General features: G+C 60.7%; 12 protein-coding genes. 5 read left to right on the top strand and 7 right to left on the bottom strand.

Annotated elements, in window-relative coordinates; genetic code table 11:
• Positions 1–23 precede the first annotated feature (23 nt).
• From LAN70_17980 to LAN70_17955, 6 genes are all read right to left on the bottom strand, one after another.
• Positions 24–2,297, bottom strand: a complete 2,274-nt coding sequence (locus LAN70_17980) for a hypothetical protein (GenBank protein ID MBZ5513040.1) — start codon at positions 2,295–2,297, stop codon at positions 24–26.
• A 36-nt stretch (positions 2,298–2,333) separates the two neighbouring features.
• Complete coding sequence (locus LAN70_17975) at positions 2,334–4,127, bottom strand: M28 family peptidase (protein MBZ5513039.1); 1,794 nt, start codon at positions 4,125–4,127, stop codon at positions 2,334–2,336.
• A 340-nt stretch (positions 4,128–4,467) separates the two neighbouring features.
• Positions 4,468–4,962, bottom strand: a complete 495-nt coding sequence (locus LAN70_17970; GenBank protein MBZ5513038.1) for a TlpA family protein disulfide reductase — start codon at positions 4,960–4,962, stop codon at positions 4,468–4,470.
• A gap of 120 nt (positions 4,963–5,082) precedes the next feature.
• Entirely contained in the window at positions 5,083–6,078 is a 996-nt protein-coding gene (locus tag LAN70_17965) for an A/G-specific adenine glycosylase (protein MBZ5513037.1), read from the bottom strand.
• 153 nt (positions 6,079–6,231) lie between these two features.
• The gene (locus LAN70_17960) at positions 6,232–6,663 is read right to left on the bottom strand and encodes a hypothetical protein (protein ID MBZ5513036.1); all 432 of its coding nucleotides are present in this window, start codon (positions 6,661–6,663) and stop codon (positions 6,232–6,234) included.
• A 390-nt stretch (positions 6,664–7,053) separates the two neighbouring features.
• Positions 7,054–7,635, bottom strand: a complete 582-nt coding sequence (locus LAN70_17955) for a hypothetical protein (protein ID MBZ5513035.1) — start codon at positions 7,633–7,635, stop codon at positions 7,054–7,056.
• Positions 7,636–8,089: 454 nt separating this feature from the next.
• Between LAN70_17955 and LAN70_17950 the strand changes: the two genes are divergently transcribed.
• The 5 genes from LAN70_17950 (at position 8,090) to LAN70_17930 (ending at position 14,783) form a co-directional block, all read left to right on the top strand.
• Positions 8,090–9,304: a hypothetical protein gene (locus tag LAN70_17950; protein ID MBZ5513034.1), complete on the top strand. Its 1,215-nt coding sequence runs from the start codon at positions 8,090–8,092 to the stop codon at positions 9,302–9,304.
• Positions 9,305–9,450: 146 nt separating this feature from the next.
• Positions 9,451–10,017 (top strand): hypothetical protein, encoded by a 567-nt coding sequence (locus LAN70_17945; protein ID MBZ5513033.1) that lies wholly within the window; start codon positions 9,451–9,453, stop codon positions 10,015–10,017.
• Positions 10,014–10,589 (top strand): prepilin-type N-terminal cleavage/methylation domain-containing protein, encoded by a 576-nt coding sequence (locus LAN70_17940; protein MBZ5513032.1) that lies wholly within the window; start codon positions 10,014–10,016, stop codon positions 10,587–10,589. The genes LAN70_17945 and LAN70_17940 overlap by 4 nt, the downstream gene beginning before the upstream one ends.
• Positions 10,590–10,594: 5 nt before the next feature.
• The gene (locus LAN70_17935; GenBank protein ID MBZ5513031.1) at positions 10,595–11,659 is read left to right on the top strand and encodes a prepilin-type N-terminal cleavage/methylation domain-containing protein; all 1,065 of its coding nucleotides are present in this window, start codon (positions 10,595–10,597) and stop codon (positions 11,657–11,659) included.
• Positions 11,660–11,669: 10 nt separating this feature from the next.
• A complete protein-coding gene (locus LAN70_17930; GenBank protein MBZ5513030.1) occupies positions 11,670–14,783 on the top strand; it encodes a hypothetical protein in 3,114 nt (1,037 codons plus the stop codon).
• A gap of 92 nt (positions 14,784–14,875) precedes the next feature.
• On the opposite strand, the gene LAN70_17925 is transcribed toward LAN70_17930, so the two are convergent.
• Entirely contained in the window at positions 14,876–15,307 is a 432-nt protein-coding gene (locus LAN70_17925) for a nuclear transport factor 2 family protein (GenBank protein MBZ5513029.1), read from the bottom strand.
• Positions 15,308–15,309 lie beyond the last annotated feature (2 nt).

Genomic DNA, 15,309 nt, shown 5'->3' with positions numbered 1-15,309 from the left:
TTAGGCTGGCGCCTGCACGCGCGTCAGTCGCCGATGTTGGCGGAGTGGGCAGATTGGGAGAGGTGGCTCTCGACGTACTCGTAGATGGCTTCGTTGGTGCACACCTCGTAATACTTCAGGTCGGTCCAGCACTTGAAGGAAAAGTCGCTGGCGTCAATGCGCGGGATGCAAGCTTCGCGCACGACGATGCGATGGAACATGCCGCCGCCCAGCGGCACCAAGCCGCTGTGAAGATGAACGAGCTCTTTCTCCCATAAGGTCGGCAGCTCGACTTCGTGCGTCTGCAGCGAGATCTCGTGTTGCAGGGCGAGGAAGGCGGATTCGCTCAAGTTGACGCCGCCGAGGTTGAAGCGCATGAGGAACTCGTCGGGATTGCCGCCGGTGTCTTCGTCCTCGACCGTCTTGAAGGAAAAGACGTTGAACAGGGTTTCGGCGTCGGCGAGAAAGCGGCGCGCGCCCTTGTTGCAGGAGGAGAGGCGGTCGCTCTCGTTGAGCGCCTTGGAGATCATGATGCGCGTGCTGCCGTCCATGAGGTACATGGGGGCGGAGTCCTGGAAGGAGATGCCGATGCCCAGTTCCAGGGTGGGCAGGCCGTCCTTGCGCGAGAGCTGGTTGTAAGCGTGCACGATGGAAATCACCTCGCGCGCCATGACACAGGTGCGCGCGACCGGGAAGCCCTGTCTACCCTCGTAGCCGAACAGCGCCAGGATGATGGCGTCTCCCTCGATGAAAACCTTGGTGGCCTGGTATTTCGGGAGCAGCTTGTTGACCTGATCATAGAAATTCAGGCTGAAGTAGGAGGCGGGGTTGAGACCGCGCTCCATCAGGGTGCGGATCAGGGTGGTGGAGTCGCGCACGTCGGCTTTCAGAACAACGTGGGTGGCCAGCTTGTCTTCGGCGGGCTTCTGCTCCTGGGGCAGGAGGAACTCGTACAGGGTGTTGTTGATGGCGGAGAGCTCGCGCAGGCGGTCGCTGCCAATGATGTTGATGGTGTCGAGAGCGCGGTTCAGGGCCTCGAGGCTGCGGAGATCGCGATGGTAGCAGATGAAGTCGCGCAGGAATTGGCCGGCAACCTTGGCGCGATCAGCGGCGCGGTAGCTGTTGAGGCGGCGCAGTGCGACCTCGAAGTTGGCCGGCGAGAGGCGGCTGTGCTGCTCCAGCAGGCGCTCGACGCGGGTGCGCTCGGTGCGGTTAATGAGCGCGTTCTTGAGCTGCTGAGGGTGGATGACAGGCGAATATTCGGCCAGCAAGGAAGCGGCTTCGTAGGCGGCGATGATGTGGTCCATGACGCCGTTGCGCTCCAGGGTGTCGGTCCAGGCGGCGAGCAGCGCCTTCTGGGCGCGGCCCTTGGGCGTGGATTCTTCGGGGGTTCCGGCTGCGACCAGCTCCTGCGCGTTTTCCGGGACGCTGAGCAGCGAGTCAAGATCAAGGTGGTCCTGGCCTTCCGGAACGGGCAAGTCGAGGGAGGCGAGGAAGAGGCGCGCGATTTCCTGCAGGGTGGCGAAGCGGTCGGGGTCACGATCGAAGTTGCCGACCATGACATAGTGCTCGGCGTTGATGTAGTCGTCGCGGCCGTCCTCGGTGAACATCAGGCGGTTGAGCAGCAGGACGTAGGCGGGAAGATCGGCGGCGCCGAACAGGGCACGGCGCATGCGCGCCAGAGTTTCCTTTTCGACTTCGCGCAGAGTCTGAAGCAGCTCCTGGCCGGCCTTGCGCAGCAACTGGCGCTTGGCGAGCTGGAAGGCGGCGCAACGCTCGCGAATCTCGATGCCTTTTTGGATGGCGGCCTGGCGCGGCCCTTCGTACTCACCCTGCCGGGCACGGAGACGCCCAAGGATGGCATTAAACTGCGCGCTCAGTTCGGAGCGCAGCAGCTTAATGACGGCGAGGCGGGCGAGCAGGTCGAGGCTGGCATTGCCGTCGCCCTTGGCCCAGTTGAGCGCCAGGATCATCAAGTCGGTGACGAAGCGTTTGAAATCGGCGGGATCGGCGCCGGGTTTGGGCAGCGGGCGCGGTGGCTCCCCTTTGCCCCAGAGAAAAGTCGGCGGCGCGATCTGCGGAGTTCCCGGAGCGTCGGCGCCAACCAGATCTTCGACGTTGCCGTAGCGGGCGATGAGGCGGTGAACATGCTGGCGAACGACGTCGACCAACGTTGGGCTGAGGTAGGCATCGTGGCGGACGTTATCAATGCCGGCGAGCAGGCCCGCGAGCTCCAGGTTGGGAACGTAACCGGTCAGCGACACCTGGCGCGCCAGTTCGGACAAGCTCTCGCGCTGGAGAAACGGGAACTTCGCCATGGGTGCGAAGCGGGGGGACGCTTGCGGTGCAAGAGGTTAGCACGAGTCGACGCGCAGGAGAATGTTACGTGGGTTTCCTGCGGTCCTTCGCTCGATCGGCCGATTAGTCCATCGGTGACTGAGCGACCGAGAGACTGATCGACCGCAAGACTTAGCCTCGAATTCGTCGCCGGGCTGCCAGCCGATGCCCTGGGTCTCGGTAGCGGCCTTCCAGCCGAGATTAAAGCCGAAACGAGCAACCTCCGCCAGGCCGGAGAAGTCCCAGTCGGCATGGAACTCGTCGCTCGGCTGGTGGTAACGCTGGGCGTTGTACTCGCGCTCTTGCTGAATGCCCCACTCCGCATCGTGTCCCTTGAATTTCATGCCTTCATTCACCGAGAAGGCGGGAATGCCGACGCGGGCGAAGCTGAAGTGGTCGGAGCGGTAGTAATAGCCGGCCGAAGGATTGGAATCGGGTTTGATAGCGAGGTTGAACTCCTTGGCGGTGGCCTCGACGGTGGGAAAGAATGTAGTGCGCTCGGCGCCGGAGACTTCGATCTCCTCCGCGATGCCGTTGGGCGCGATGCCGTCAAAGTTCAGGCCGAGGCTGATGTTTCCCGCCGGCACGGGAGGATGCTTGCCGAGGAATTCGGAGCCGCGCAGGCCCTGTTCCTCGGCGGTGACGGAGGCAAACAGAATGGAACGCTTGGGATGCTGCGCCGCGGAAGCATAGGCGCGAGCCATTTCCAGCAGGATGCCGCAGCCGGTGGCGTTGTCCACCGCGCCGTTGTAAATGTTGTCGCCCGGCTGCTCGGGATGGATGCCGAGGTGGTCATAATGAGCGCTGTAGAGGACGGCCTGATCTTTGAACTTGGGATCGGAGCCGGGCAGCATGGCGATCACGTTTTGTGAAACGAAGGGGCGAATCTTGCTGACCAGATGGCCCTGCACGCGCACGGGCAGCGGGATGGGCTTGAAGTCACGCGACTGCGCCTGCTTGAGCAGAGTTTCCAGGTCCTGGCCGGAATCGGCCAGCAGCTTGCGCGCGATTTCCAGTTGCACCCAGGAGGCGAGCTTGAGCTTGGGCTGGCCGTCGGCGCGCAGGTAGGAACGCTCGCCGCCCCAGGAGTTCTTGACGACGTCCCAGCCGTAGCTGGCCATGTCGGTTTGGTGGATCAGAATGACGCCGACGGCGCCTTTGCGCGCCGCCTCCTCATATTTATAAGTCCAGCGGCCGTAGTAGGTGAGCGCCTTGCCCTTGAAGAATTTGGGGTCGTCGGAGGGCGGCTCGTTGACGAACATCAGCAGAATTTTTCCGCGGACGTCGGCGTCCTTGAAATCGTTCCACTGGTATTCGGGAGCCTCAATGCCATAGCCGACGAAGACGACGTCGGCATCAAGGTCGTCGGCCTCGTTCTGGGTTTCATCCATGGCGACGATGTCGTCGCCCAGCTTGAGTTTCTGGGTCTTGCCCGCCTGCAAGAAATAGAGGCTGGTGGAAGGTTCGGTGAGGATGCCGACCATCGGCACCTTCTGCATGTAGGTGCCGTTATCGCCGGCGGGCCTGAGGCCATAGGACTCCAACTCGGTGGCGATGTATTCGGCGGCGATGTCGCCACCGCGCTGGCCGGTGCCGCGTCCTTCCAGCAGGTCGCTGGCAAGAAACTTGACATGGGCGCGAATGCGCTGCGGGTCAATGGATTTCATGGCCGCGGCGGCGGCAGGCGGCAGCGCTGCCGGGGCAGCGGCTTGCAAGGTTGCGCGCTTCGGTTTCGAGGTTGTGGACTTTTGCGCGAGCAGCGGCGCGGTGGTCAGTGCGAGGATGACAATTAAGAGAGCGGTTTTTCGCATTAGGTCCTTGTTACGAATTCGTAAATCTTCAGAATCAGTTCAAGACAGTGCCGCGCCGCTGGCGCTCGGAATTCTTGTTGCCAGGTTTCCCACCGCTGCCGCGGTGGGCTAACGAATTCCGCCCGCTTCGCGGGCTGATGATGCGATCGTCCAACATATTCGGGTGCGATCATCATGCATAGTTCAGATGGCAATCGTCATACATACTCGGATGCGATCGTCCAACATACCCGTAGAACCTCAGTGTCGTTCCGTCCCATCCAACCGGGATTCGCGTTCGAGGGCAAACGCGCTCCAACTAAATTTCTTGCCCGCGACCCGCGGGTCAGTTCAGCGAGCCTCAACCGGGCTTGGAATCGACAATGCTTTCTCCACGGTGGAACAGCGCCGGTACGGGCAGCGAGGCTTCTTCGGCGACGCGGCGGTTGATCCTCTCGATGTCCTTGCGCTCCCAACCCACGCTGGAGACTTCGATTTTGCCTCCGGGCGCGATGAGAAAAACCGTGGGCACGTTGGTCAGGTGATAGGCGTTCGACGCCGGGTAGTGTTCGGGAACGTCGAGCAGGACCGGCATGGTGATGTCGTACTCGCGTAGGAACAGTTGCGTTTCTTTCCTGGGATGCTGCGACACGGCAACGATCTGCGCCTTGCCCCGGTGCGCGCGATAAATGCGCTCCAGGAACGGCATGGCGTACTGGCACACCGGGCAGGTGACCTTGAAAAAGGCCAGCACCACCGGCCCGTGCTGAAGGGCGTCGCGCAGGGAAAACTGTTTGCCGCGCATGTCGGAAAGCGAAACCTCGGGCGCCGCTTTTCCCGCGGAGAGCGCAGGCATCCTGAACCTCCGAAAGACAGTTTCAAGTTTCAGTTTCAGTTTCAGTTTCAGCGGGAGACGGCTGAAGCTGAGACTCAACACTTACCGAACATATCGGGCTCCAGTGTTGAAGCAATGATTCTAAATCAGTGCGGCGCGGCGGAGAATCCTGCGCGCCAATCCGGTGAGGGGAAGAGTCGGGGCGTCCTGAAGCCGAAACCAGCGGCCACCGCGCAGACCGGCGGCGGGAACGCGGCAGACGTGGACGGTGTGGTCAGTGACGGTGATGGAGTGGCGGAGGGTGAAGTCGGGCTTCAAGGACCCACATCCGCCGAACCCCGGCAGATGTGGGGCACCATCGCCCGCACCGTTGCCGGCACAATCGCCGTTGAGTTGGGGAAGCTCCCACATGCCGGGCATAAGCGACTCGCGCCGGCCACGGCGGACGAGATAGACACGATCGTCGCGGGCGGCAAGGCCGTAGGTGATCTCGGCGGTTTTGCGCGGCGGCCTGGCGGGACGCTGGAGCGGACCGCAGGTCGCGCACAGGCGACGAACCGGGCAGGCCTCACAGCGCGGGGATACGGGCAGGCAGACGAGCGCGCCCAATTCCATCATCGCCTGGTTGAAGTTGCCGGGCGACTGCCGGCTGAGCAATTGCTGGGCGGCATTCCAGATTCGCGACAGGGGTTGCTTGCGCCAACCGAGCAAGCGGCGTAGGACACGCTCGACGTTGCCGTCCACCACCGCGCAAGGTTCATGAAAGGCGATGCTGGCGATGGCACTGGCGGTGTAGCGGCCGATGCCGGGGAGAGATTGCAGAGCGTCCGCGTTGCCAGGCAGGTTACCGCCGTGGTCGCGCACGATGATGCGCGCCGCGCGGTGCAGCGCTCGGGCTCGGCGGTAATACCCGAGGCCGCTCCAGGCGGCCAGCACGTCATGCAGCCTGGCGGCGGCGAGCGAGTCCAGGTCGGGAAAACGGCGGAGAAATTCGGCGTAATGCTCGAGCACGGCGCCGACCCTGGTCTGCTGTAGCATGATTTCAGAAATCCAGATGCGGTAGGGGTCACAGGTTTTACGCCACGGCAAAGGGCGGCGGTGGGCGGCGAACCAGCGCAGAAGGGCGGCGCGAACCATGCGCTGCTCGGCGGAGGTCAACGAAATAGGGTTGGTGGGCAAGAGGTTGCGCGCATTCTAAAGGTGCGGGGGCGCAAAGTCATCCATCCAGGGGCTGCTGCCCGGCGATTCCTACATCGTGGCGCCGCTGGACGGGCCCGACCCGGACAGCGCTTATTTCTCGAAGCCCATGCTGCGTAAGACCACGTCGGGGACGTTGACGGTTTGCGGGATCTGGGTGGGCCGGAAGCGTTCCGCACCCGCAATGGCCTGCTTGACCAGCAACTCATCGATGCTGATGGGGGCCTGAGTCAGGAAGCTGATCACATCTTCTTTTTTGTCTATCGCCACGCCACGAAACAAGACCGAGGAGCAAACAAAAAAAACTTCGAAGTGGCCGCTGGTGAACGCGACCTTGAACCGGCCCTCGTGCTGCTGTTCCTGGGGCGGCTCGTCACCGTCCTGCTGTTCCGCGGCGCCGTGAGAGTTGCGGGATTCGGACTGCGTGACCGAGTCCCACAATTGCAGCAGACGCAGCTCCTGCGCGTTGAGGCGGCGTCCCAACCGCTGCTGGACGTTCATGACATTGGCGTCAAAGGTCGGCATCTCGAGTCTCTTGTACCACAGTTAGCAAGGGACGGATGCCGGGCTGGATTCCGAAAGTAACCTGCAGGTGGGCCAAGAAGTCCGGTGGGCAGCCTCTACGTACCCGCGACATAGACCAACCAGACGAGGAAAATAATCACCACGAACGCGGCGAGCAATACCAACTTTGCCCTGGTGCTCATCATTGCAGGGTTGAACCTTTATGCCTTCGCGATGGAACTGTCAAGATTGTAATTGTCAATCATACTTTACGATGGCGCGGTGGATGATGCGGTCGCCCTGAAGGATGGCGCCTGCAAGGGTGCCGGAGGCGAGGACCGATTCACTCTTTGCGCGGCTCAACTCCCGAAAGTAAGCCCCACCAAGCGGGCGCACCGGGGCGCGAAACATCTACTTCAGACTTGCCGCCGGAGCCGGTCTTGCGCCAAGCGCGAATCGTGCCTCCGGCTGCTTGTCTCCTGAAGTATCGGCCACATCTTTTGCGGGCGCCTTGATGCAATTGGCGGGCGGGCTGGCAGCGCTTTTCCTGGCTGCCTCTATCTGTTGTTGCAGGGTCGCGAGTTTCGCGGTCTCGTTTCTCAACAATGCTTCCGTGCTGACCAGACGGTTGGGATCCGACTCGAAGGCGATGGTTGCTTTCAACACTTCAATCCCGGATTGAATCGAGCCTTGCTGATCCAATAAGTATGGCAACTGGTCGGCTGGGCACGGGACACCATCCTCGGCAGAGCTTGCCGGCTTTGTCCCCGCAGCAGAAGCCCTCTTCGCCACCAGCTTGGAATCATCTTTCGCCGCCGCGGCGGGCTGCACTTCGGGCGGCCTGCTGGGTATGTCATCGTTGGTGATCACTTTGGCGGCTTTTCCGGTGTGCGAGCGTGAGGCTTTGGCGACGTCTCCAAGCGCGGCTTCCTGCCCCCAAATTGCCGGCGAGGCAAAGCCCAGTACAGCGATTGCCAATAGAAGTGTTTTCATCTTCCTGCCTCGGTAGTTCATATCGTGAGCGGTCAGCGCCTTGTAGTTGCTTCTGCGGGGCACAAGACGGATGGTAGCAATAACTACCGGCGGGTACCACGACGGCGCACGAAAACGTGGTTACGGAAGTGTTATGTCGATCCGGTTGAGTACGAACGTCCCAAATGACCAATGGAGAGGCACGTATGAACTCGGTCCCCCCACGCGCAATCGGTCCGCTGGACAGCGACCGTCCCGGGAGGTTCGCTCTCCCCTTTCGCCTCCACCCCTGCGCAGCAGCCATCTCCCGTGTTATGCAGGTCATGTGCCGGTTGCCGGCAAGAACCCGTTTGCTATTCATTCGCTAGTCGATGATGGCTCTGCGAGATTGACACTGTGGAATAGAATTACCAGCAAGACCAGTGCCGTAACTTTCCTGCCTGGCGGATTTCCCTAGCGCCGCCGGCGAGGCCACATGGACACACGCGCGCCGATCGTGATCTTCCTTGCAGTAGCAATCCTATTGCTCGGGTACATAGTCGAGGTCTTGCTCGGCAAGTTCAGATTGCGCGGGTACAGGCAGATCGCCCACGATGTGCGGTTGCTCGGTGCAGCGATTCACGGCAAGGCCGACCGTGACGGCGAAGACGTCGTACTCCGCGGGAATGCGCATTCCTGGCCGGTTTCCGTGCGGTTTTCCCGGTCGGATCTGAAACCGGGTCTCAATATAAGGATGTCCATCCCTTCCAGAATTACGCTGTATTGCATTCCGCGGAACCAGCGCGAAGTTGGCCGAGTGCCGTTGCACACGGCCGACCCGAGGTTTGATGCACGGTTTCGCATCAGCACCGACCACCCTTTGGAAGCAAGGATCGTATTCACGTCTAACGTGATGTCGGAAGTCGAAAAGCTGTGCTCCTCGATTTCAACATTGCTCGCATTGGAAAATCGGACCCTGGAGCTGAGCGAGTTGGTTTTGCCGGAGGATCGCGTGTACCAACACGTCCTCAGCCGGATCGAAGGCATGGTGAAGATCGCCGACGCTACGGCACAAATGCCGGGCGGAGCCGCCACCAAGGCCGGCTCAGGATTTGCGCGGCAATGGAACTGGTTCCGCATTGCGTATGTCGGCATCCCGATTTTGCTGATTCTTTCGCTATTTGTTCTTGCTAAAACCCATAAAGCGCCCCGCGCCCCTGCACCGCAGGTACTGTATCCGGCCGGGATTTCAGGGGACGAGGCCGCGCAGATACCGGACATTCAGCAATGGCGCCTGGCACAACCGGCTGACTTCGAACCCGGTGCGTTGTCGTGGATGCAACAGCGCGGGTCGCGGTCGACGGGCCGCATCCCTGTCTCGTTTACTAACAGTGCAACAGGCGGGGTGGCCTACATCCTGAAGAGAATTGATGGAGCCGACGGCCGTTCGGGCCGCCTGGTGCTGTTCGCCGACGGCCGGCTGCGATTCGATCTCGTTCTGCCGGAGCTTGGCATCGTTGCTCCCATTCGTCTCGATGCTATTGAGTCCATTCAGTGGACGGGGCGCGCACCGGTTGGGCAAGCGGACAGCGACGGGATTTTGGTGGTGCGCAGATTGGAGGGACCCGAGACAGCAACGATCTTCTTTTTCAGTGGTTTACACCTGCTGTCTGGTAGGCCGAAGGATTACCAAAGCCTTTCTGCGAGATAGCCCAGAACCGAGGTACCCCTACTTTGGTCAAGGGCTGGCTCTTGCGCTGCCCGGACAAGTGGGATAAATTTGCGACGTTGAGCGGGGTGCATAGGGTGAACCAGTGTCGCCAAGCGCAGCGGGGATTCAGCCTCATTGAGCTGATCATGGTGATCGCAATCGTGCTGATCATCACTGCGGGAGCGCTCATCCAGTTCACGCCCGTGTTGAAGAGCGCAAGAGCGGAAAATGCGCTGCAGACGACTCTCGGCCAAGTCCGCAATGCTCGCGGGCTCGCGATTGACCAACGGAGGAAATACCGCCTCAGCTTCCTGGCTTCTCGAACCATTCAACTGGATCAGGTGGTGGTGGATCCAGCCACCAACATCCAGTCGTTCCTTTTCGTCAGCACCATCGACTTGCCCGTGGACACAGAATTTATCGCGATTACGGGAATCCCGACCTCGGGCAGCGGAACGACCCCGGACTCCTTGCCGACGACGGGAGCGGCGATTGATTTCGATTTGGATTTTGGGGGCGGTGGCACGCAAATTTTTTTTCAGCCCGACGGTCGAGCCCTGGATTCGGCAAATCGCCTCAACAATGGGGTGGTGTACGTCGCCCGGCCGGGTGAATTGATGTCCAGCCGTGCCGTTTCGGTTCTGGGCGCCACCGGGCGCGTCAAGGGATGGCGTCTGATTGAGAGCGGTGGTGCGAAGGTATGGACCGAATGAACAAGTTGCCAACATCGGGTCCGCCAACCAGGGCGAAGCCCTCGCCCGGCTTCAGCCTGATTGAAGTCATGTTCGCCGTGGTAATTCTCTCGGTGGGCCTCATGGCCCTTCTGGCCGTGTTTGCGCAGGCGGTATCGGCAGCGCGGTACTCGCGCGAGGATCTGGTCGCCAAGCAAAAGGCGCGTGAGGCGCTGGAAAGCGTGTACGCCGCCCGCAATGATACCGCGATTGCCTTTTCTGACATCCAAAATGTATCCAACGGCGGAATCTTCAATGACGGGTTTCAGCTTTTATATTTGCCCGGGGCTAACGGCATCGTGGGAACTGCGCAAGATACAACCACTTTGGATCGCATCGTTTTGCCCGGTCCCGATGGCAAGCTTGGCACCGCCGACGATGTAACCGTCCCGTTGGTTAACTACCGGCGCCAGATCCTGATCACAAGTGTTACGAATGCGGATGGCAGCACCAATCCGGACTTGCGGCGCCTCGCGGTCACGGTGCGGGTGACCAGTCCCGGACGTCCACAGCGCGACTACGTAGTCACCGGATTCATTTCTCGTTACCCGTAAGCGCCATGAAGCAAAAGGGATTTACATTCGTCGAGCTGATGATTGCCATCGCCGTCATGCTGGTGGTGATGGCGGCGGCCACGAGCTTGTACCAGAAGTCCGTGCAAGTCTCCACGATTGTGAATCAACAGTCGGAAATGCAGACTGAACTCAGAGGGGCGGCCAATCAACTGGCGCGTGATTTGAACCAGGCAGGGACCGGGATCCCCATTGGGGGGATTCCCATTCCCAGCGCAGCCTCCGGGACGAATCCCAAATTCGCTTGCGACAGCATTAAATGCTACCTGACGGCGGGCAACGCCTTTACGCAAGGATACTTATACAAGGTCACTCCTGCGAACGGCGTCGGGCCGAACGTAGTGCGAGCGAGTGACGCTATTGTCATCACCTACATTGACCCTGGGCTGAACTGGAGTGCCTACCCCACTCAGGTGGCTGCCCTAAATGGCAGCAGCATTACCATGCCGGCCGGCACAACCCCGGCGCTCAATGCTTCCGATGTCGGGTTGAATGTCGGCGACGTGTTGCTGCTGCAGAATTCGACCGGCGCTGCGGTCGGGGTGGTGACCAACTATGTCGCCGCCACCGGCGTGATCTCCTTTGCCAACCTTGATCCATTGAACATGAACCAGTCCGGCGCTACCGCAGGCAATATCAAGTCCTTGGAGTTTAGCCCGGTGCCCGGAGCCGCTCCCTATTACCCTGCGATTACCGTTTCTCGCGTCATGATGATCACCTACTTCATCCAGCAGATCACCACTCCCAACGGTCCGGATACGCAGTTGATGCGGCAAGTTGGTGCGAGAACTCCGACGCCGGTAGCGGACCACATTGAGGATTTGCAATTCACCTACGACGTCTTCGACACCAACACCAGCACTCTTACGGCAGCCTTGCCCGACGCGGCTGTCGGATCTCCTGCCGTTGCGGTACCGAACCAGATTCGAAAAATCAACATCACCATGTCGGTGCGCTCCCCCCGTCCCAATGCTCAAGGAGGTTACGACCACTTCTCCCTCACCACCTCCATTGGTCCGCGCAACCTGAGCTTCCACGACCGTTACAACTGAGGTTTCAGGAATGACAGACCAACATTTACGCTTGCATCGCACCCACGCCCAGCGCGGTATTGCGCTGATCTCGGCCTTGTTGTTGTTGTTGCTGATGTCGGCATTGGCAGTTGCCGTCCTGATCAAGGTGAATACCGATCAGCGCCTGCAGAAAACCGATTCGGGCAACAACTTGGCCTATTACGGAGCTGAGGCAGGTATGGAAAAACTCACTGCCGACCTCGGTAACCTATATACGCTCAATGCCGCCCCGAATTGGTGTGACATTATAAAACTGGAAAACGGGTTTCCCTCGGCTGCGGACGTGGGAGTGACGTACGCCCCGTTAGGATACCGGATCACCAGCCCCGTGCTCCCAGATCCCCCTGGACGTCCATCTACCTGTACGCCTCCTGATATGCGCCAGCAGACCATCAGTCAAGGGCCCAACGCGGGCCTGATCGCACAGATCGTCCCTCTCAAACTGACGGTGACGGCGGACCGGCCCGGCGGCGAAGAAGTGAGCATGGTCCGTCAGGTTGAAGTGGCCTTGATCCCCGTTTTCCAATTTGGAGTGTTTTCCCAAAGCGATCTCAGCTTTTTCCCCGGTCCTGCTTTCGACTTCAACGGTCGTACGCAGACCAATGGGAATCTGTTTCTGGCCGATGAGGCCTCCCTCACCTTCCACACCTTCATCCGCGCCGCGGGAGATGTGGTCCGCGACCAGATAGCGAATGGAGCGGGTACGGTTGCCCAGGGCCGCACGTCACCCGTCTATATTCCGACGACGACCGCCGGATGTGACGGCGCCAAACCAGCATGCCGAAACCTTCAAGTAACCCCGACGAACGAGGGCAGCTCGATTGGTGGTCCGACCCCTACCTATGGCGGAACGGGCCATGTCAACCCCAATTGGACTTCGGTGTCGACGTCAACCTATCACAGCATAATTTTGAGCGGCAGCACCGGCGTCAAGCCCCTGTCCCTGTCATTTGTGCAGAGTGGCGTTAATCCTATCGAAATTTTGCGGCGTCCGGCAGCGGGCGAGGCGGTGACTTCGGCTTTGGGTGAATCGCGCTTGTACAATCAGGCACAAATTCGCGTGCTGCTCTCGGATGATCCCGCCGAACTCTCTCCGGGAGGCGCCAGCGACGCCAATAATATCCGCCTGGCTAACGTGCAGACCAATGCGTCCACCCCTGATTACAGTAAAGGTGTACCGGCGGCAGTGCCAGCCGGGTTGCCCGCCATGCCTTCCGGTTCGGGCAAGCCGTACATGACGTACTTTGCCGAAGCCTCGACTGCGGTGCAGGACCCGAGCGGGTGGCAGGGCACCAATGCCTTTCTTAGCACTCTGAGATGCCTACCCGCCGATTGGACAACTTTGCCGTCGACCCCCGCACCGGCGAGCGCCGCTTTCACCTTGTTGAACTACGAGACGCTGCCGGTTAATGTTACCAACGCCAAGGCCGCGGTCTTTACGGTGCCCACCACGGGCTATGCGCCATTCGTCAGCACCGGCAATCCGACCGCCCCTCCGGCCTGTTTCGCGACCGCGGCACAGGCCGCAGCGTTACTTCCCGTGGCCCCCGCTCCCTCCGTTCCACCGGCTCCGCCGACCACATGGAATCTGATCGACGGCTACTTGCGGGTGGAGATTCGCCAAACCGACGGCACCTATTTGCCGGTGACGAAGGAGTGGTTGGAACTGGGATTCGCACGCGGCCTGACTCCTCCCACGGCCGCCGCCCCCAATCTGGTGCATCCCAATGCAATCCTGCTGTTTCAGCAGCCGGCAGATCGCAATGGAAACGGTTCCCTGGACCCCCGGGTGGATGGGGTTCAAGTCAGTGCACAAGTAGCTACCAACCCGCCCTGCGGAGGCTTTCGCCAGCCAGCCTGTATTTACCAAACCGTGGTCAGCAAGGGCATTGAGAAGCCAGCCGAAGCACAGACCGATACCCACTCGAACAGCGTCTATTACGGCGACGGAAACGACGCCACCAGCGCCACCCGCAACAACTGGTATCCGATTAACTTCTATGATGCTCGCGAAGGCGAACTGCGCGAAAATCAGCGCGCTTCCACGACTTGCTTTGTTAGCGGCGTGATGAACGCGGTCGAAATTGACGTCAAGAACCTGCAAAGATGGCTCAATGGCACGACCGGCACCAACGGTAAGTCGACGGAAGCAGTGACGCAAAACGGATACGTGCTGTACTTCTCGGATCGGCGCGGAATGTTGGCCAATCCAAACGCCGGGAGTGTGAAGAACGGCGAGTATGGGTTTGAAGACGTGATCAATCCCGCCGTCGCCGCCGGTACACCGAATGGAACCCCGGATACCGGCGAGGATGCGGACGGCAACGGCAAATTGGACGTTTGGGGCGCCACGGACCTTGGCCTGGGCTTTGGCGCAGCTAACTCCGGCAACCCGAACACTTCTGTCAACTGTATGAACATGGCGCGCAAGAATTGGATCTCCGGTGCGCGACATGCGGTCCGACTGGTCGACGGCAGCCAGGGCAACGTTCCAGTGCGCTGGGATTCCACGCCCGTTGGCGGCGGTGGTTTCACCCTGGCCACCGAGAACCCGGCTTACATCCTGGGCGACTACAATGCCAACGCCGCGAACTGCACGGGTGCGGGTTGTACTAATATTGGCACTTGGAACTTCACCGGCGCGCACGCTTCCTCCGCCGTGATTGCCGACACCGTGACACTCCTTTCCATTAACTGGACCGACCTGAAAAGCTTTACCAGTCCGACGGACGTTGCCGGCCGCACTGGGGCCACCACCTACTTCCGGGTTGCGATTGCATCGGGGAAAAATATCAACTTCCCCCTGCCGACGTGGGGCGGAACACCCCCCGTGCCGCCGGATTACGGCACCGACGGCGGTGTGCACAATTTCCTGCGCTATCTGGAAAACTGGGGCGGCACCAACTCGAACTACATGGGATCGATGGTGAGCCTGTACTATTCGCAGTACGCGACGGGAATCTTCAAGTGCTGCAACACGGTCTACTCGCCGCCGAGGCGTCAGTATACTTTCGATCAGGACTTCCTGGACCTGACGAAGTTACCGCCCGGAACTCCCAAGTTCCGCGATGTAGTGGACGTTGGGTTCCAACAGGTGTTCTAGCCGTGCGCCATCGAAAGCTCCATTGATGGCGCGCATTCTACGCGCACGGAAGGGGCACATCGGCGGGAGAGGTGGTGGTGTTCACGGGAGCCTTACCCGCCGAGTTTGCTCTCCGAATGCGCCACCATGACCCAGCCCTTTTTCAGTTGCTGCCAGACGCTCAGCGTCGAGGCATTCGAGGGTTGGCCGGCCCAATTCGCCCGCAGGGTGCAGGTGACCATCATGTCGCCGCCATTGAGCTGGGACGTACATTCGCTGAGGGAATAATCGGCCAGCGGCGCCTTTTGCAGATCGCGCAGGAAGGCGGCGCGGTCCATGGTCCCGCCCGGGCCGGTGGCGGCGAAGGTGTCGGCGACACGCCGGTCTACCTCGGCCCAATTCCTGGCCTGCACATCCTTCCAGAAAAGCTTCTCGATCTGTTCGCCGCCGGTGGCGCCGGTCCAGCCGGAGGCCGGCTTGCTCCACATGTTGCATCCCGGCGTGAAGATGAACAGCAGGGCAATGGGGCTGAGGCGTTTGAACATGG

It is taken from the genome of Terriglobia bacterium (genome assembly GCA_020072845.1).
Taxonomy (GTDB): Bacteria; Acidobacteriota; Terriglobia; order Terriglobales; family Acidobacteriaceae; genus JAIQGF01.
Note: the sequence above shows the minus strand (reverse complement) of the source record. Positions and strands in the feature narration are given on the sequence as shown.

Coding starts and splice junctions, on each gene's coding strand:
- LAN70_17925 (MBZ5513029.1), bottom strand. CDS start 15,307: ATGTTCAAACGCCTCAGCCCCATTGCCCTGCTGTTCATCTTCACGCCG.
- LAN70_17945 (MBZ5513033.1), top strand. CDS start 9,451: ATGGTGATCGCAATCGTGCTGATCATCACTGCGGGAGCGCTCATCCAG.
- LAN70_17970 (MBZ5513038.1), bottom strand. CDS start 4,962: ATGCCTGCGCTCTCCGCGGGAAAAGCGGCGCCCGAGGTTTCGCTTTCC.
- LAN70_17950 (MBZ5513034.1), top strand. CDS start 8,090: ATGGACACACGCGCGCCGATCGTGATCTTCCTTGCAGTAGCAATCCTA.
- LAN70_17940 (MBZ5513032.1), top strand. CDS start 10,014: ATGAACAAGTTGCCAACATCGGGTCCGCCAACCAGGGCGAAGCCCTCG.
- LAN70_17960 (MBZ5513036.1), bottom strand. CDS start 6,663: ATGCCGACCTTTGACGCCAATGTCATGAACGTCCAGCAGCGGTTGGGA.
- LAN70_17930 (MBZ5513030.1), top strand. CDS start 11,670: ATGACAGACCAACATTTACGCTTGCATCGCACCCACGCCCAGCGCGGT.
- LAN70_17975 (MBZ5513039.1), bottom strand. CDS start 4,127: ATGCGAAAAACCGCTCTCTTAATTGTCATCCTCGCACTGACCACCGCG.
- LAN70_17965 (MBZ5513037.1), bottom strand. CDS start 6,078: ATGGTTCGCGCCGCCCTTCTGCGCTGGTTCGCCGCCCACCGCCGCCCT.
- LAN70_17955 (MBZ5513035.1), bottom strand. CDS start 7,635: ATGAAAACACTTCTATTGGCAATCGCTGTACTGGGCTTTGCCTCGCCG.
- LAN70_17935 (MBZ5513031.1), top strand. CDS start 10,595: ATGAAGCAAAAGGGATTTACATTCGTCGAGCTGATGATTGCCATCGCC.
- LAN70_17980 (MBZ5513040.1), bottom strand. CDS start 2,297: ATGGCGAAGTTCCCGTTTCTCCAGCGCGAGAGCTTGTCCGAACTGGCG.